A 14,408-nucleotide genomic window follows, 5' to 3' on the forward strand; every position below is an offset into this window, starting at 1 on the left:
GGGCGGCATTGTAGAAAGCCGCCGGACGCACCCGGCCGGAGCCCGAGCGCCGCTCAGTCGGAGGCCAGGGGCGGCAGGGGCCGGGGCGCACGCCTGAGCCAGGCCTCGAACTGCGCGGCCGACATGGAGCTGCCGACCAGATCGCCCTGCAGGGCATCGCAGCCCCACTCGGCCAGCAGAGCGCGCTGCTGCTCCTTGCGCACACCCTCGGCGCTGACGCTCAGGCCCAGGTCCTTGGCCATGCGCACAATCGCCCGGGTGATGGCCATGGCCCCGCTGTCCTGCGGCAGCTTGGCCACAAAGCCCTGGTCGATCTTGAGCTTGTCCAGCGGCAGCTCGGTCAGATGGGCCAGGGCGGTGTAACCCGTGCCGAAGTCGTCCACGGAGATGCTCAGGCCCAAGGCGCGCAGCGCGGCCAGGGTCCTGGGCGTGTCTTCCAGATCGTCCACCAGCATGCGCTCGGTGAGCTCCAGCTCCAGCCAGGAGCCGGGCACGCCGGCCTCGGCCAGCACCTCGCGCACCGTGTCGGCAAAGCGATCCAGGCGGAACTGCATGCTAGAGAGATTGACGGCAATGGGCACGGGCGCCAGTCCGCTCTCGTGCCAGAGCTTGCTCTGGCGCACCGCCTCGCGCATCACCCATTCGCCCAGGGGCACCATCAGGCGGTGACGCTCGGCCACCTCGATGAAGGCATCGGGGCTGAGCAGGCCGCGCTGCGGATGCTGCCAGCGAAGCAGGGCCTCGGCGCCCACCAAGTGGCCATCGCGCGCATGCACCTGAGGCTGGTAGTGCAGGCGAAACTGATCATGTGTCAGGGCCTCGGCCAGCTCGGCCTCCAGCACCAGATCGGCATAGGCCTGGCTGGCCATCTGGTGCTCGAAGAACTGGTAGCTGGCACGACCGCGGGACTTGGCCAGGTACATGGCGGTGTCCGCATGCTGGATCAGTTCCTCCGCGCTCTCACCGTCGCGCGGGAACATGGCCACGCCGATGGAGGGCGTGACCGAGAGATCGCGCCCATCGGCGCGCACCGGCACCTCCACCACCGAGAGCAGGGCCATCAGCACCACCATCACATCGTCCTGCTGGTGCACATCGTTGAGCAGCACCACGAACTCATCGCCGCCGAAACGCGCCACCAGATCGCTGCTGCGCAGGCAGTTGCGGATGCGCTCCGCCACGGTGAAGAGCACCTTGTCGCCCTCCAGATGGCCCAGCGAATCGTTGACGCGCTTGAAGTTGTCCAGGTCGATGAAGAGCAGGGCCAGCTGATGTCCGCGCTGGCGGGCCCGTTCCATCTGTGGCCCCAGATGCTCCATGAAGGCGGCGCGGTTGAGCAGCTGGGTCAGGGAATCATGGTGGGCCAGGTGCTGGATGCGCTGCTGTGCGGCCACGCGGTCGCGGATGTCGCGCACGATGGCCATGCGCTGCTGCCCACCCTCGCTGGACAGGCTGCGCACGATCAACTCCACATGGATGGCTTCGCCACTGCGGTGTATCAGCCGGGACTCATAGCGCAGCTCGGCCCCGGCCAGCATGAGCTGCCGCACCTTGCCGACTTCCTCCAGCGCGACGAAGTCCAGCGTCGATCGGCCTCGCAGCTCGTCGAGCTCATAGCCCAGCAGCGCGCACAGCGCGGGGTTGGCATCGCTGACCAGACCGTCCACATGGAAGACGATGCCCTCGGCCGAGGCCTGCATGAACTTCTGCAGACGCAGCTCAGAATCGCGCACCGCGGCCTCGGCCTCGCGATGCCGGGTGATGTCCACCAGCTGCACAAAGGCGGCCTGCACCACGCCGGCGGCATCCAGATGCGGGATCACATGGGCCTCAACCCAGCGCTTGCGGCCATCCGGCCCTTGCAGCTGGCGCTCGTAGAAGCCGGGTTTGCCGCTGCGCTCGACCGCCTCCACCACGGGCCGCACCAGGTCGGCCGCCTGCTCACCGATGATCTCGCTGAAGCGGCGTCCGAGAATGCTCTGCGCCGTCAGGCCGAAAGCCTGGGCATAGGCTTCATTGGCATACAGACAGCGGTGCGTACCCGCCTGGTACAGGGCGATCAGGGCCGGCACATGATCGGCCAGCAGCCGAAACTGCGCCACCTGCTCCAGCGCCTGCAAGCCGGCCTGCTTGAGTGCCGTGATGTCGGTCCACTGGCTCAGGTGCCCGCCCAGCGCGCCCTCCCAGCGGCTATGACACAAATACCAGCGATCACCGCTGGCGGACGCCAGCTCCAGGCGGGTCTCGCCGTCAGCCGCCTGCGCCCAGTGGGCCAGGAGCGCCTGCCGCGCCTCGCGGCTCAGCCACGCCCAGTCCGGGGACTCGGTCTGCAGCGCCTCAAACGCCGCATTGCCCTGCAGGGCCCGCCCCGCCCGGTCCACCAGGGCCGCGGCGCCGGGCAGCGCGGCCCAGAGCTCGCTCGAAGCCGGGGCGGCGGGCGCGGCGGGCTCGGTCATGGCCCGCGTCGCTCCAAAGTGTCCAGCGCCAGGCAGAGATCCTCCCAGGCACGCGCCTTGTCCACCAGATTGCGCAGCAGATAGGCCGGGTGGTAGGTCACGACCAGGGGCACGCCCTGGTACTCATGCACCCGGCCGCGCAGGCGGCCGATGGGCTCGTTGCTGCGCAGCAGGGACTGCACGGCGAAGCGGCCCATGGCCAGGATGATGCGCGGCTGCACCAGGGCGATCTGGCGCTGCAGAAAGGGCTCGCACTGGGCCAGTTCCTCGGGCTCGGGATTGCGGTTGCCCGGCGGGCGGCACTTCAGCGTGTTGGCAATGAAGACCTGGCGCTCCGGCGGGCCCTCGGCGCGGGAGAGGCCCAGGGATCGCAGCATGCTGTCCAGCAGCTTGCCGGCCTGGCCGACGAAGGGCTCACCCTGTTGGTCCTCCTGCTGGCCCGGGGCCTCGCCCACGATCATCCAGTGCGCGCGCTCATGGCCCACGCCGAAGACGGTGTTCTTGCGCCCCTCGCAGAGCTTGCAGGCCCGGCAATCGGCCACCGCCTCCTGCAGCTGCGGCCAGTCCATGGCGGCAATGCGATCCAGGCCCGGCCGCGGGGCGCGCTGCGGCAGGCCCTCGCCCGGCGCCAGCAGTTCGGCCACCGCGCGCGGTGCCGGGGCGGGCACCGCGACCGGCGAGCGTGGCGCAGGCGCGGGCGCCGCCACCGCGGCGGGCGCCGGCGCCGGGCGCTCCATCACGGCCGTCTCGGCCGCTACCGGAGCGGACGCAGGCACGGCCTCAGCCGGCTCGGGCGCGCGCCAGACCTTGAGGCCCATGGCCTCCAGCATGGCGCGCTGGCGTTCGTCCCAGCTCATGCGGCCCCCTCCCCGTGCGCGGCGGCATCCAGGCGCAGACTCATCAGCACCGCATCCTCGCGCTGACCCTGGGCGGCCGGGTAATAGGCGCGGCGCTGCCCTACCTCGGTGAAGCCATAGCGCAGATAGATGGCGCGGGCGCGCGCATTGCTCTGGCGCACCTCCAGCCAGATCTGCTCGCAGGCCAGGCGACGGGCCTGGGCCTGCAAAGCATCCAGCATGCGGCGGGCGTGACCCTGGCCCTGGAACTCGGGCGCCACGGTGATGTTGAGCAGATGCAGCTCACCCACACCCTCCATGGCCAGAAAGTAGCCCAGCAGCTGTCCGTCTTCGGCGCGCAGCACCTGGGCGGCATAGCCCGCGGCCAGGGAGTCGATGAAATTGCCGCGGGTCCAGGGAAACTCATAGACGCGCTGCTCAATGCCCAGCACCGCCTCCACATCGGCGGTCTGCATGGGCTGCAGCAGCAGCTCGGCCTGCACGGAACTCAGGCTCATGGGCTCGTCCGCGCGGCTTGGCGCTCTTCGGTGGTCTGAGCCACCTTGTCGCGCACATAAAGCGGCATGGCCTGCTCGGGGGCTTCACCCAGGCCCTGGGCCCAGGCGGAGGCGGCCAGCGTCGCCAGGGCGGCGGCGCGCGAGCGGGTGCGGGGCCAGACCGGCAGGTCCGGGTCGGGGCTCAGCCCCTCGAACACGGCCAGGGCGCTGCCGCACAGGGCGGACGGCGGGCTCTGGGCCCACAGCGCATGCAGGCTGGCCGGGCTGTAGAGGGCCGGCGCACTCAGAACCCGCCAGCCCTGGCCCTCATGCCGATAGGCCGCTGCGTAGATCTCGCCCATGCGGGCGTCCATCACCACCCAGCACTCCTTCAGCTGCTCCCCCGACTGCTGGCGCGCATCCTCGGCCACCAGCATCAGGCTGTCCAAGGCCAGCACGGGCTTGCCCAGACCGAAGGCCAGGCCCTGGGCCACGGCGCAGGCGGTGCGCAGCCCGGTAAAGGCGCCGGGGCCACGGCCAAAGCCGATGGCATCGACCTGATCCAGGGACAGTCCGGCCTGGTCCAGCAGCTCCCGGAGCACCGGCAGCAGGGTTTCGGAGGCCTTGGGGCCGCCTTCGGTTTCATGCAGCCAAAGGCCCGCGGGCGCACTCAGGGCCAGCGCCATGCTCTCGGTCGAACTGTCCAGGGCCAGCAACACACTCATCCCCGGAAGTGTAGCCTTGCGATCATGAAGACCATGCGTGACTCCACCCCCTCGCCCCGGCGTCCGGGCGCCTGCTGGCTCGCCCTCCTGCTGGCCCTGGCCGGCGCGAGAGTCGGCGCGCAGGCGCCCCAGCCCGCGGCACCCTTGCCGCCTGCGGTGCAGCAGGCCCTGCGCCAGGCCCAGATCCCGGAACAGGCCCTGGGCGTCTGGCTGCAAGCCGTGGAGGGCGGCCCACCCCGTCTGGCCTGGCAGGCCGACAAGGCCTTCAACCCGGCCTCCCTGCTCAAGCTGGTCACGGGCCTGGCGGCGCTGGAGCAGCTGGGCCCGGCATGGACCTGGCAGACCCCGGTCTGGATGCAGGGCCGCTTCCAGCCCGAGAGCGGGCGGCTCGCGGGCGATCTGGTGATCAAGGGCGTGGGCGACCCCAAGCTGGTGCGGGAGCGGCTGTGGCTGCTGCTGCAGCGCCTGCGCGGCCTGGGCCTGCGCGAGATCGAGGGCGATATCGTGCTGGACGGCAGCGCCTTCGCGCCCTGGCCCAGCAGCCCGGCGGATTTCGATGGCGAACCCTGGCGCCCCGGCAATGCCACGCCCGAGGCCCTGCTGCTCAACCACAAGGCCCTGCTCTTCGGCTTCCGGCCCGACCCTGCGCGCGGCATCGCCCACATCAGCGTCGACCCGCCCCTGCCCGGCCTGCCCCAGAGCGTGCCCCTGGCCAGCGGCCCCTGCAATGACTGGCGCGGCGGCCTGCGCCTGCTCTGGCAGGAGGGTCAGCCCCTGCGCTTTGCCGGCAGCTACCCCACGAGCTGCGGGGAGCTGAACTGGCCCCTGGCCGACCCGGAACCCGCCAGCTACAACGCCCGCCTGCTGCGCGCGCAGTGGCAGGAACTGGGGGGCAGCCTGCGCGGTCAGGTGCGGGCCGGCACGGCGCCGGCGGACAGCCCGCCGCTCTTCAGCTTTGCCTCCCCGCCCCTGGCCGAGGTGCTGCGCGACCTGCTCAAGCACAGCGCCAATCTGGGCAGCGAGATGCTCTTGCTGAGCCTGGCGCGCGAGCGGCCCGCCACACTGGAGGGCGCACGCGAACAACTGCGGCGCTGGCTGGTGCAGCGCCTGGGTGAGGATGAGGAGGTCTGGCTGGAAAACGGCTCGGGCCTCTCACGCCAGAGCCGGCTCAAGCCGCGCCAGCTAGGCCTGCTGCTGCGCCAGGCCTGGACCAGCCCGCAGATGCCGGAGTTCGTGGCGGCCCTGCCCATTGCGGGCCAGGACGGCACGCTCACGCGCGGCGGCGCCCTGCGCTACGGGCCGGCCTATGGCCGTGCGCATCTGAAGACCGGCTCGCTGCGCGATGTGACGGCGCTGGCCGGCTATGTGCACGCCGACTCGGGCCGGCGCTATGTGATGGTGGCCGTGCTGCAGCATCCACGCGCGGCCGCGGGGCGGCCGTCGCTGGATGCCTTGCTGCAATGGGCGGTGCAGGACCGCGAGGCCAGCCAATAAGGGACGTGCCGCCTCTGCGCGATCAGAAGGGGTTGTTGAGCGCGCGCGTCTGGGCCAGCAGGCCCAGGCGGGTCTGAGCCAGCGGCCCCAGCTGCAGGCTCGTGGCCCACATATAGCTGTCGGCCGAGGCGCCGGTCACCAGGGTCTTGGGCGTGCACTGCAGGGGCAGGCTGCTTTCCAGGCAGGCCGCATCAATCACATTGGTGGCGCCAAAGGCGCTGGGGAAGCGCACGATGGCCTGGCTCATTTCATCACCCAGCACCAGACCGATGGTGCGACCATCGTTGAGGATGTTCAGACGCATCTGGGTGTTGAACTCGGCCGTGAGGTCGGTGAGCAGCTTGGCGCGGTCGGTATCGGTCTTGCTCTGACGCTCCTTGAGCGCGAAAGGCGTGAGGCCCAGATCGGGCAGCGTGGCCAGGATCACGCGCCCATCGGCATTGGCGATGCGGTTGACCTGCTCGGCCAGGGCGCGGCCACGCTGACCGGCCTGCGCCAGCAGGGCGTCACGGCTCTGGGCCGGGAACTGGGCATAGAGCTCCAGCACATCATTGGCGCCGGCCATGATGGACACCAGTGCCTTGCTGTCGAAACCGCCGGCTGCAAAGGCCGCGTCCACCTGGGCCTTGACGCCCGCCACCTTGGCACCTGCCGTGGCGTAGATCTTGCCCGTGGGCGAAGCCACCTTGTTGGGATTGCACTCGGGGAACACCAGGCCGAAGGCGCTGGCCAGGGACTGCGTCCACAAGGGGTAGACCGCGCAATCCAGCGCATCGGTGCTGGTGAGCGCATTGACCATGTACTTGCGGCCCTCGGACGTGATCACGCTGGCCTCGTCGCCGAAGGCCATGATGCGTGTGGGCTTGAAGGGCTCGATCTGGCCGCCACCGCCGCCGCAGGCGGTCAACACGGCCGCAGCCGCCAGCGCCAGTGCGCCTTGCTTCAGAAACTTCATCAACTCTCCAGACATTGAAGACTGCATTCAGACGGGGTCCGACTCGCCCCCGGCGGCAAAGGCCGCGGCCGCGCGCGACAAGCGATCCTGCACACCGTCCCAGGCGCTGTCCGTGGGCGGCATCTCGATCCAGATTTCACGAGCACCGCCTGCATCCAGCTCGCGCAGCACCGCGAACAACTCGAAAGCCGCCGCCACCGCATCATCGGGCATGACTCGCCACTGCGTGATGCCGGCGGCCGGCGACAGCGTTCGGGAATATACCGCCAGCCCGTCGGGCCACTGCGCGGCCTGCGAAAGTCTCGATTTGAGCAACTCGGAGGGCAGCAAAGCGACCCGGGCCTGGGGCGCGTAATGCGCCGCCAGCGTGCCGGAGGCGCGCGGCGTGCCCCCGTCGCGGGCGCGCAGGGGCTCGCCGGCCGCGGCCTCGATCTGGGCCGGGGTCAGGATGCCGGGGCGCAGCAGCACCGGATGGCCACGGCTGCAGTCCACGATGCTGGACTCGATGCCGACGGCGCAGGCACCGCCATCCAGAATGAGCAGCTCGGGCCCGAACTCGCTGCGCACATGTTCGGCCCGCGTGGGGCTGACCTTGCCGAAGCGGTTGGCACTGGGTGCGGCCACCCCCAGCACGCCCAGGCTGCGCGCCTCGCTCAGCAGGGCGCGGGCCACCGGGTGGGCGGGGCAGCGCAGGCCCACACTGTCCTGGCCACCAGCGGCGGCCGCGGCCATGCCCGGCGCGCGCGGCACGATCACCGTCAGAGGCCCAGGCCAAAAGGCCTGCATCAGGCGCAGGGCGACCGGCGGCAGCTCGCGGCAAAAGGCCTGCGCGTCGGCCATGTCCAGCACGTGGACGATCAGGGGATGGTCGCTGGGCCGGCCCTTGGCCGCAAAGATCTTGGCCACGGCCGCGTCCTCGTCGGCGCGAGCCCCAAGGCCGTAGACGGTTTCGGTGGGCAGGGCCACCAGCTCGCCCGCGGCCAGGGCCTGGGCGGCCTGACGCAGGGCGTGGGGGTCGTGGCCGTCAAGCAGCATGGTTCACCAGGTTTCGGGCAGGCCCAGCAGGGCCGCCGCACGGCGGGCGGTGGCACGGGCCGCCTCGGGCGTGGCCGCGCTCACATTCAGATGGCCCATCTTGCGGCCACGTCGCGCGTTGGCCTTGCCGTAGAGGTGCAGATGAGTGCCCGGCAGGGCCAGCACACCGGCCCAGTCGGGCTCGCGGGCCGCGCTGGCGGGATCCTGCGGGTCGAACCAGAGATCGCCCAGCAGGTTCAGCATCACGGTCGGCGAGTGCAGGCGGGGCGTGATCAGGGGCAGGCCGGCCAGGGCACGCACCTGCAGCTCGAACTGCGAGGCGTCGCAGGCATTGAGCGTGTAGTGGCCCGAGTTGTGCGGGCGGGGCGCCATCTCGTTGACCACCAGACGACCATCCTGCAGCAGGAAGAACTCGATGCAGAGCACGCCCACATAGCCCATCTCGGTGGCGATGCGCGCGGCCGACTCGGCGGCACGGGCCTGCAGGGCCGCATCCACGGCCGGGGCCGGCACCTCGGTCACGGCCAGGATGCCGTCGCGGTGCAGGTTTTGCTGCACCGGGAACTGCACCACCGTGCCATCGCGGCCACGGGCCACGATCACCGACAGCTCCAGCTGCAGAGGCAGCAGTTGCTCCAGCACGCAAGCGACCTGCTTGAGCTCGCTCCAGGCGGCCTGCAGCTCGGCACGGCTGCGCACCCGCACCTGCCCCTTGCCGTCATAACCCATACGGGCGGTCTTCAGGATGCCGGGCAGCAGGCTGTCGGGCACGGCCTGCAGATCGGCCTCGGTGGCGATGACCGCATAGGGCGCGCCGTCCACACCGGCGGCGCGGAAATGCGCCTTCTCGGCCGCGCGGTCCTGGCAGATGGCCACGCAGCTCGCGGCGGGCGCCACCGGTCGCTGGGCGGCCAGCAGTTCCAGGGCATGCGCGGGCACGTTCTCGAACTCGGTGGTGATGGCGTCACAGGCCGCGGCCAGGGCGGCCAGGGCGGCCTCGTCCAGGTAGTCGGCGCGGATGTGTTCATGGGCCACGGCGCCGGCCGGGCTGTCCGCATCGGGGTCCAGCACCACGGTGCGATAGCCCAGGCTCTGCGCCGCATGCAGGAACATGCGACCCAGCTGGCCCCCACCGAGCACGCCCAGGGTGGCGCCGGGCAGCAGAACGTCGCTCATCAGACCAGGTCCTTCGTCATGGCGCGGGCCTTCTCGGTCTGGGCCACGCGGTAGGCGGCCAGCTTCTCGCGCAGGGCGGCATCACCGCTGGCCAGCATGGCCACGGCGAACAGGGCCGCATTGCCGGCGCCGGCCGTGCCAATGGCAAAGGTGGCCACCGGAATGCCCTTGGGCATCTGCACGATGGAGTGCAGGGAATCCACGCCCTGCAGATGGCGGCTGGCCACCGGCACGCCCAGCACGGGCACCGGGGTCTTGGCCGCCAGCATGCCGGGCAGATGCGCCGCACCGCCGGCCCCGGCAATGATGGCGCGCAGGCCGCGGCCCTCGGCGGCCTCGGCATAGGCAAACATCTCGTCGGGCATGCGGTGGGCCGAGACGACCTGCGCCTCGAAAGGGATGCCGAACTCGGAGAGAATGTCGGCGGCGTGCTTCATGGTCTCCCAGTCACTGCTGGAACCCATCACCACGCCGACCAGGGGGGAGACGTTGCTCACGGCTCGCTCCAATCGCTGAACAGGCGGAAAAGAAACCTTGAATTGTAGGCGGGTGCCGCCAAGTCCCCAGCCGAGCCCTCGAGACCCCCATGATCGACATCACCATACAGAACTTCGAAACCGAGCTGCTGCAGGCCTCCATGAGCCAGCCGGTGCTGCTGGACATCTGGGCCCCCTGGTGCGGCCCCTGCAAAAGCCTGGGCCCGGTGCTGGAGAAGCTGGAGACGGCCTACGGCGGCCGCTTCCTGCTGGCCAAGCTCAATAGCGACGAGCAGCCCGAAATCGCTAGCCAGCTCTCCCAGGCCTTTGGCGTGCGCTCCATTCCCTTCTGCGTGATGTTCGTCGGCGGCCAGCCGGTGGACGGTTTCGTGGGCGCGATTCCCGAGGCCCAGATCCGCGAGTTCCTAGACAAGCATGTGCCCAGCGGCGAGGCCCTGGAGGCCGAGGAAGAACTGGCCGAGGCCGAGGAGCTGCTGGCCGAAGGCGATCTGGATTCCGCCCTGGCCAAGCTGGCCCAGGCGGTGGATACCGATCCGGCCAACGAGACCGCACGCTTCGATCTGGTCAAGGCCCTGCTGGAACTGGGCCGCCTGGCCGAGGCCCAGGCCGCCTTCGCGCCCGTGGCCGCGCGTGCCGCCGACACCCTGACCCCGCACGCCCGCTTCGCCGCCCTGGCCCAGTGGATTGCCGCCATGGAGACCGCGGCCCGCGTCGATCCCGCGGCCCTGCAGGCCGCCATCGCCACCAACAAGCGCGACTTCGAGGCCCGCTACGCCCTGGCCCAGAGCCATATGGCGGCCCAGCGCTTTACCGAGGCCATGGACGAGCTGCTGGAGATCATCATGCGCGACAAGACCTGGAACGGCGAGGCCGCGCGCAAGCTCTATGTGGCCGTGCTGGAGCTGCTGAGCAAGCCCGCGCCCAAGCCGCAGGCCGGCGCCGAACCCAAGAGCACGCTAGAAATCGCCGGCCACGCCGTGGTGCCCACCAGCGACCCGCTGCTGGACCAGTACCGCCGCAAGCTGAGCATGGCCCTGTTCTGAGGGCCTGACACGCTCAGGGCCGGCCCAGACCGGCCGTGTCCAGTGTGGCCGCCCAGTGCGCCTGCTGGCGCTCGAACTCGGCCCATTCGGCCGCCGCCAATGCCGCGTGACGCTCGGCCGCGCTCGCATCACCCAGGGCGCCGTAGACCTGGGCCAGGCGGCTGTGGGTGGCGGCGCGGTCATCCACATCGCAGGCCGGATCCAGCTCGAATTCGGCCTCCTGGGCCTGTCGCAGAGCCTGCTCGCGCTGGCCCAGATTGACCCGGCACCAGGCCAGATCGGCCAGCAAGCTGCTGCCCAGACGCGCCAGCCCCAGGGCCATGGCCTGGGGCAGATAGGCCTCGTACAGGGCCTGGGCCTGGGCGTAGTCGCCCTGCACCACCAGGATCTGGGCTCGCAGCACCGGCGTGAGCTCGGACATGGCCGAGCCGCCGACGGCCGCGTCGTAGTGCTTGACCGAGTCGGCCCCCAGCAACAGCTCAGGCACCGGGCGGGCCGGATGGGCCAGACTCTCGCGGCGCTGCCGGGCGCAGCGCACCTCGATCATGTTGTAGATCAGGGCCGACTGGGTGGCGTCATCGCCCTCGGCGGCCGCATGGCGACGGGCCAGGCCGTACCAGGCCTGGGCGGTTTCAAGCCGCCCGGCAAAGTCGTAGGCCAGGCCCAGGGCCACGGCCAGACGGCTGCGCGCATCATGCTGGGCCTCGCCCGCCAGGCGCAGGCAGGTCTGGGCCTGATGGGCCACCAGCGCCACATCGTGCTGAACATAGGCGATATGGGCCAGCCAGGCCGCACACAGGGCCTCCAGCTGTCTCAGCCCGGCCATCTGCGCCATGGCCTGAGCCCGGCGGATCTTGTCACCCGCGGCGCTGCCAAAGTCGCTGAAATAGCTCATCAGGCCCTCGGCGTAATGCAGCCAGGCGCCGAGTATGGGATGCGGGTGCTGGAAGGCCAGCTGATGCAGGGCCGTCAAGGCCTCGCGCGCTTCGGCCATGCGCCCGTGACGCGCCAGCAGCACCGCGCGCTGCACGCGCCAGCTGCCCGCCAGGATGGGGTCACTGGCCCCGGCGATGGCCTGATCCAGACGTTGCAGCAGGCGGGAGCTGATGGCCATGACCGGACCTCAGCGGGTCAGGCGTTCCAGGGCCTCGCGGTACTTGGCCGCGGTGTTCGCTATCACCTCGGCCGGCAGGGTCGGCGCGGGGGCCACCTTGCCCCAGGGCTTGCCGTCCACCTGGGCCTGCTCCAGCCAGTCGCGCAGGAACTGCTTGTCGTAGCTGGGCGGGTTGCTGCCCACGGCATAGCTCTCGGCGGGCCAGTAGCGCGAGGAGTCGGGCGTCAGCACCTCGTCCATCAGGGTCAGGGTGCCGTCGGCATCCAGGCCGAACTCGAACTTGGTGTCGGCAATGATGATGCCCTTGGTGGCGGCATAGTCGGCCGCGCGCCGGTACAGGGCGATAGAGATGGTGCGCACGCGCTCGGCCAGGTCGGCACCGATGATCTCCACGCAGCGCTCGAAGCTGATGTTCTCGTCATGGTCGCCCATCTCGGCCTTGGTGGCCGGGGTGAAGATGGGCTCGGGCAGCTTGGAAGCATTGTTCAGGCCGGCCGGCAGCTTGACGCCGCAGACCTCGCCCTTGGTCTTGTATTCGGCCCAGCCGCTGCCGGCCAGATAGCCGCGCACCACGGCCTCGATGGGCAGGGGCTTGAGACGCTTGACCAGCATGGAGCGCTCGCGCACCTGCTCACGGTCGGCCTCGGTGCTGACGGCGGACAGCGGGTCGTCGCCGGTCAGGTGGTTGGGGACGATATCGCCCAGCTTCTCGAACCAGAACAGGGCCATCTTCGTCAGCAGCGCGCCCTTGCCGGGAATGGGCTCGCCCATGATGACGTCGAAGGCCGAGATGCGATCCGAGGCCACCATCAGGATGCGGTCCTCACCGACCGCGTAGTTCTCGCGCACCTTGCCGCGCGCGATCAGGGGAAGAGAGGTGAGCGAGGAGGTATGCAGGGCAGCGGTCATGGTGGGCTCGGGCGGAAAAACCGGATTTTAGGTCAGCCCGCCGCGCCGCCCTCCATTTGCGCAAAGCCCAGATAGCGGGCCTCGAAGCGCGCCTTGCCCGCGCGGGCAAAGGCCGCTTCGTCCCAGTCGCCCTCGCCCAGCCGGGCGCGGAGCTCGGGGCGGAAGCGGTAGACAAAAGCGTCCAGCACGCGCCCATCCTCCAGGTGCACCGCCACGCTCACGCGCTCGTACTCGGGGCCTTCGAAGGCATCCAGCCGCGCCCAGGCAGATTCGGGCACATCCAGATAAAGCCGACCCGCCACCTCGGCGCCGGGCGCGGGCTGCAGGCCCGGGTACTCCTGGCCCTGCACCGGATGGCGGGCATGGTCGGCCAGGCGTGCCGGCAGCGAGGCCGGCAGGGCCTGCGGCGCCAGGCCGCAGACACGCGCCATGATGTCGGCCCACATCAGCGAGCCGTAGGTGAAGGCATGCGCCACCGCAGGCTCGCGCGCCGGGACTTACTGGACGACCTGGGCCAGCTCGCCGCGGGCATAGGCCGCGGCGATGTCCACCAGGGTGCGCGGCTGGATCTTGCCAGCCTGGCCTTCGCAGCCGAACTCCAGATAGCGCTGCTTGCACACCGCCTTGGCGGCCTCGCGGGCGGGCTTGAGCCACTCGCGGGCATCGAACTTGTCGGGGTTCTCGGCCAGGAACTTGCGCACCGCGCCGGTCATGGCCAGGCGGATGTCGGTGTCGATATTGATCTTGCGCACGCCATGCTTGATGGCTTCCTGGATCTCCTCGACCGGCACGCCGAAGGTCTCCTTCATCTTGCCGCCGTACTGGTTGATGATGGCCAGCAGTTCCTGCGGCACGCTGGAGGAGCCGTGCATCACCAGATGGGTGTTGGGGATGCGGGCGTGGATTTCCTTGACGCGACTGATGGCCAGGATGTCGCCGGTGGGCTTGCGGCTGAACTTGTAGGCGCCGTGGCTGGTGCCGATGGCAATCGCCAGCGCGTCCAGCTGGGTGGCCTTGACGAAGGTGGCGGCCTCTTCCGGGTCGGTCAGCATCTGGCTGTGGTCCAGCTTGCCAACGGCACCGATGCCATCTTCCTCGCCGGCGTCGCCGGTTTCCAGATTGCCCAGGCAGCCCAGTTCGCCCTCGACGGTGACGCCCACCATGTGGGCCATCTCCACCACGCGGCGGGTCACGTCCACGTTGTAATCAAAGCTGGAGGGGGTCTTGCCGTCTTCCATCAGCGAGCCGTCCATCATCACCGAGCCGAAGCCCAGGTCGATGGCGCCCTGGCAGACCTTGGGGCTGGTGCCGTGATCCTGGTGCATGACCAGGGGGATGTGGGGGTACATCTCGGCGGCGGCCTGGATCAGATGCTTGATGAAGGGCTCGCCGGCGTACTTGCGGGCACCGGCGCTGGCCTGCAGGATGACCGGGGCGCCCACCTCGTCGGCCGCGGCCATCACGGCCTGCACCTGCTCGAGGTTGTTGACGTTGAATGCCGGGATACCGTAGCCGTTTTCGGCGGCATGGTCCAGCAGCTGGCGCATGGAAACGAGAGGCATGGTCGGCCCTCCAGGGAGTTGTGAATTCTTGGGCGCGGCTCCGGATCCCGTAACCACGCCGTAACTGCGCGGGATTCTAGCGGCCCCATCGCCGCCGCGCCCCCCGGAA

14 protein-coding genes are annotated in these 14,408 nt (G+C 70.1%); 2 read left to right on the forward strand and 12 right to left on the reverse strand.

Annotated features, from left to right (window positions below; all coding sequences use genetic code 11):
• Positions 1-53: 53 nt before the first annotated feature.
• From DFR39_RS16675 to tsaB, 4 genes are read right to left on the reverse strand one after another with little or no spacing between them, the layout of a single operon-like run.
• Positions 54-2,456 (reverse strand): putative bifunctional diguanylate cyclase/phosphodiesterase, encoded by a 2,403-nt coding sequence (locus DFR39_RS16675; RefSeq protein ID WP_133604985.1) that lies wholly within the window; start codon positions 2,454-2,456, stop codon positions 54-56.
• Positions 2,453-3,313: a uracil-DNA glycosylase gene (locus DFR39_RS16680; RefSeq protein ID WP_133604986.1), complete on the reverse strand. Its 861-nt coding sequence runs from the start codon at positions 3,311-3,313 to the stop codon at positions 2,453-2,455. The genes DFR39_RS16675 and DFR39_RS16680 overlap by 4 nt, the downstream gene beginning before the upstream one ends.
• Positions 3,310-3,810 carry a ribosomal protein S18-alanine N-acetyltransferase gene (rimI, locus tag DFR39_RS16685; protein ID WP_133604987.1) on the reverse strand — a complete coding sequence of 167 codons (501 nt, stop codon included), beginning with the start codon at positions 3,808-3,810 and terminating at the stop codon, positions 3,310-3,312. Before rimI ends, DFR39_RS16680 begins: the two co-directional genes overlap by 4 nt.
• Entirely contained in the window at positions 3,807-4,514 is a 708-nt protein-coding gene (tsaB, locus tag DFR39_RS16690; RefSeq protein ID WP_133604988.1) for a tRNA (adenosine(37)-N6)-threonylcarbamoyltransferase complex dimerization subunit type 1 TsaB, read from the reverse strand. Before tsaB ends, rimI begins: the two co-directional genes overlap by 4 nt.
• 24 nt (positions 4,515-4,538) lie before the next feature.
• On the opposite strand from tsaB, the gene dacB reads away from it, so the two are divergent.
• A complete protein-coding gene (gene dacB, locus DFR39_RS16695; RefSeq protein ID WP_246030878.1) occupies positions 4,539-6,008 on the forward strand; it encodes a D-alanyl-D-alanine carboxypeptidase/D-alanyl-D-alanine endopeptidase in 1,470 nt (489 codons plus the stop codon).
• Between the two features lie 22 nt (positions 6,009-6,030).
• Here the strand turns inward: dacB and DFR39_RS19905 are convergent, their stop codons facing one another.
• The 4 genes from DFR39_RS19905 to purE are packed head-to-tail and all read right to left on the reverse strand — an operon-like array spanning position 6,031 to position 9,638.
• On the reverse strand, positions 6,031-6,963 hold the full coding sequence (locus DFR39_RS19905; protein WP_162849566.1) for an SGNH/GDSL hydrolase family protein: 933 nt from the start codon (positions 6,961-6,963) through the stop codon (positions 6,031-6,033).
• Between the two features lie 27 nt (positions 6,964-6,990).
• Positions 6,991-7,998, reverse strand: coding sequence for an L-threonylcarbamoyladenylate synthase (locus tag DFR39_RS16705; RefSeq protein WP_133604989.1), 1,008 nt, complete (start codon positions 7,996-7,998; stop codon positions 6,991-6,993).
• Positions 7,999-8,001: 3 nt separating this feature from the next.
• The gene (locus DFR39_RS16710; RefSeq protein ID WP_133604990.1) at positions 8,002-9,174 is read right to left on the reverse strand and encodes a 5-(carboxyamino)imidazole ribonucleotide synthase; all 1,173 of its coding nucleotides are present in this window, start codon (positions 9,172-9,174) and stop codon (positions 8,002-8,004) included.
• Positions 9,174-9,638 (reverse strand): 5-(carboxyamino)imidazole ribonucleotide mutase, encoded by a 465-nt coding sequence (purE, locus tag DFR39_RS16715; protein ID WP_133605115.1) that lies wholly within the window; start codon positions 9,636-9,638, stop codon positions 9,174-9,176. The genes DFR39_RS16710 and purE overlap by 1 nt, the downstream gene beginning before the upstream one ends.
• A 122-nt stretch (positions 9,639-9,760) precedes the next feature.
• Between purE and DFR39_RS16720 the strand changes: the two genes are divergently transcribed.
• Positions 9,761-10,714, forward strand: a complete 954-nt coding sequence (locus DFR39_RS16720) for a tetratricopeptide repeat protein (protein ID WP_133604991.1) — start codon at positions 9,761-9,763, stop codon at positions 10,712-10,714.
• A gap of 13 nt (positions 10,715-10,727) precedes the next feature.
• On the opposite strand, the gene DFR39_RS16725 is transcribed toward DFR39_RS16720, so the two are convergent.
• The 4 genes from DFR39_RS16725 to fba are packed head-to-tail and all read right to left on the reverse strand — an operon-like array spanning position 10,728 to position 14,299.
• On the reverse strand, positions 10,728-11,828 hold the full coding sequence (locus tag DFR39_RS16725; protein WP_133604992.1) for a tetratricopeptide repeat protein: 1,101 nt from the start codon (positions 11,826-11,828) through the stop codon (positions 10,728-10,730).
• 9 nt (positions 11,829-11,837) lie between these two features.
• Complete coding sequence (locus DFR39_RS16730; RefSeq protein WP_133604993.1) at positions 11,838-12,737, reverse strand: phosphoribosylaminoimidazolesuccinocarboxamide synthase; 900 nt, start codon at positions 12,735-12,737, stop codon at positions 11,838-11,840.
• Positions 12,738-12,769: 32 nt separating this feature from the next.
• Entirely contained in the window at positions 12,770-13,213 is a 444-nt protein-coding gene (locus tag DFR39_RS16735) for a gamma-glutamylcyclotransferase family protein (protein ID WP_133604994.1), read from the reverse strand.
• 21 nt (positions 13,214-13,234) lie between these two features.
• Positions 13,235-14,299: a class II fructose-bisphosphate aldolase gene (gene fba, locus DFR39_RS16740; RefSeq protein WP_133604995.1), complete on the reverse strand. Its 1,065-nt coding sequence runs from the start codon at positions 14,297-14,299 to the stop codon at positions 13,235-13,237.
• Positions 14,300-14,408 lie beyond the last annotated feature (109 nt).

Source organism: Roseateles asaccharophilus, from assembly GCF_004362405.1.
GTDB classification, from domain to species: domain Bacteria; phylum Pseudomonadota; class Gammaproteobacteria; order Burkholderiales; family Burkholderiaceae_C; genus Kinneretia; species Kinneretia asaccharophila.

Coding starts and splice junctions, on each gene's coding strand:
- DFR39_RS16675 (WP_133604985.1), bottom strand. CDS start 2,456: ATGACCGAGCCCGCCGCGCCCGCCGCCCCGGCTTCGAGCGAGCTCTGG.
- DFR39_RS16680 (WP_133604986.1), bottom strand. CDS start 3,313: ATGAGCTGGGACGAACGCCAGCGCGCCATGCTGGAGGCCATGGGCCTC.
- rimI (WP_133604987.1), bottom strand. CDS start 3,810: ATGAGCCTGAGTTCCGTGCAGGCCGAGCTGCTGCTGCAGCCCATGCAG.
- tsaB (WP_133604988.1), bottom strand. CDS start 4,514: ATGAGTGTGTTGCTGGCCCTGGACAGTTCGACCGAGAGCATGGCGCTG.
- dacB (WP_246030878.1), top strand. CDS start 4,539: ATGAAGACCATGCGTGACTCCACCCCCTCGCCCCGGCGTCCGGGCGCC.
- DFR39_RS19905 (WP_162849566.1), bottom strand. CDS start 6,963: ATGAAGTTTCTGAAGCAAGGCGCACTGGCGCTGGCGGCTGCGGCCGTG.
- DFR39_RS16705 (WP_133604989.1), bottom strand. CDS start 7,998: ATGCTGCTTGACGGCCACGACCCCCACGCCCTGCGTCAGGCCGCCCAG.
- DFR39_RS16710 (WP_133604990.1), bottom strand. CDS start 9,174: ATGAGCGACGTTCTGCTGCCCGGCGCCACCCTGGGCGTGCTCGGTGGG.
- purE (WP_133605115.1), bottom strand. CDS start 9,638: ATGGGTTCCAGCAGTGACTGGGAGACCATGAAGCACGCCGCCGACATT.
- DFR39_RS16720 (WP_133604991.1), top strand. CDS start 9,761: ATGATCGACATCACCATACAGAACTTCGAAACCGAGCTGCTGCAGGCC.
- DFR39_RS16725 (WP_133604992.1), bottom strand. CDS start 11,828: ATGGCCATCAGCTCCCGCCTGCTGCAACGTCTGGATCAGGCCATCGCC.
- DFR39_RS16730 (WP_133604993.1), bottom strand. CDS start 12,737: ATGACCGCTGCCCTGCATACCTCCTCGCTCACCTCTCTTCCCCTGATC.
- fba (WP_133604995.1), bottom strand. CDS start 14,299: ATGCCTCTCGTTTCCATGCGCCAGCTGCTGGACCATGCCGCCGAAAAC.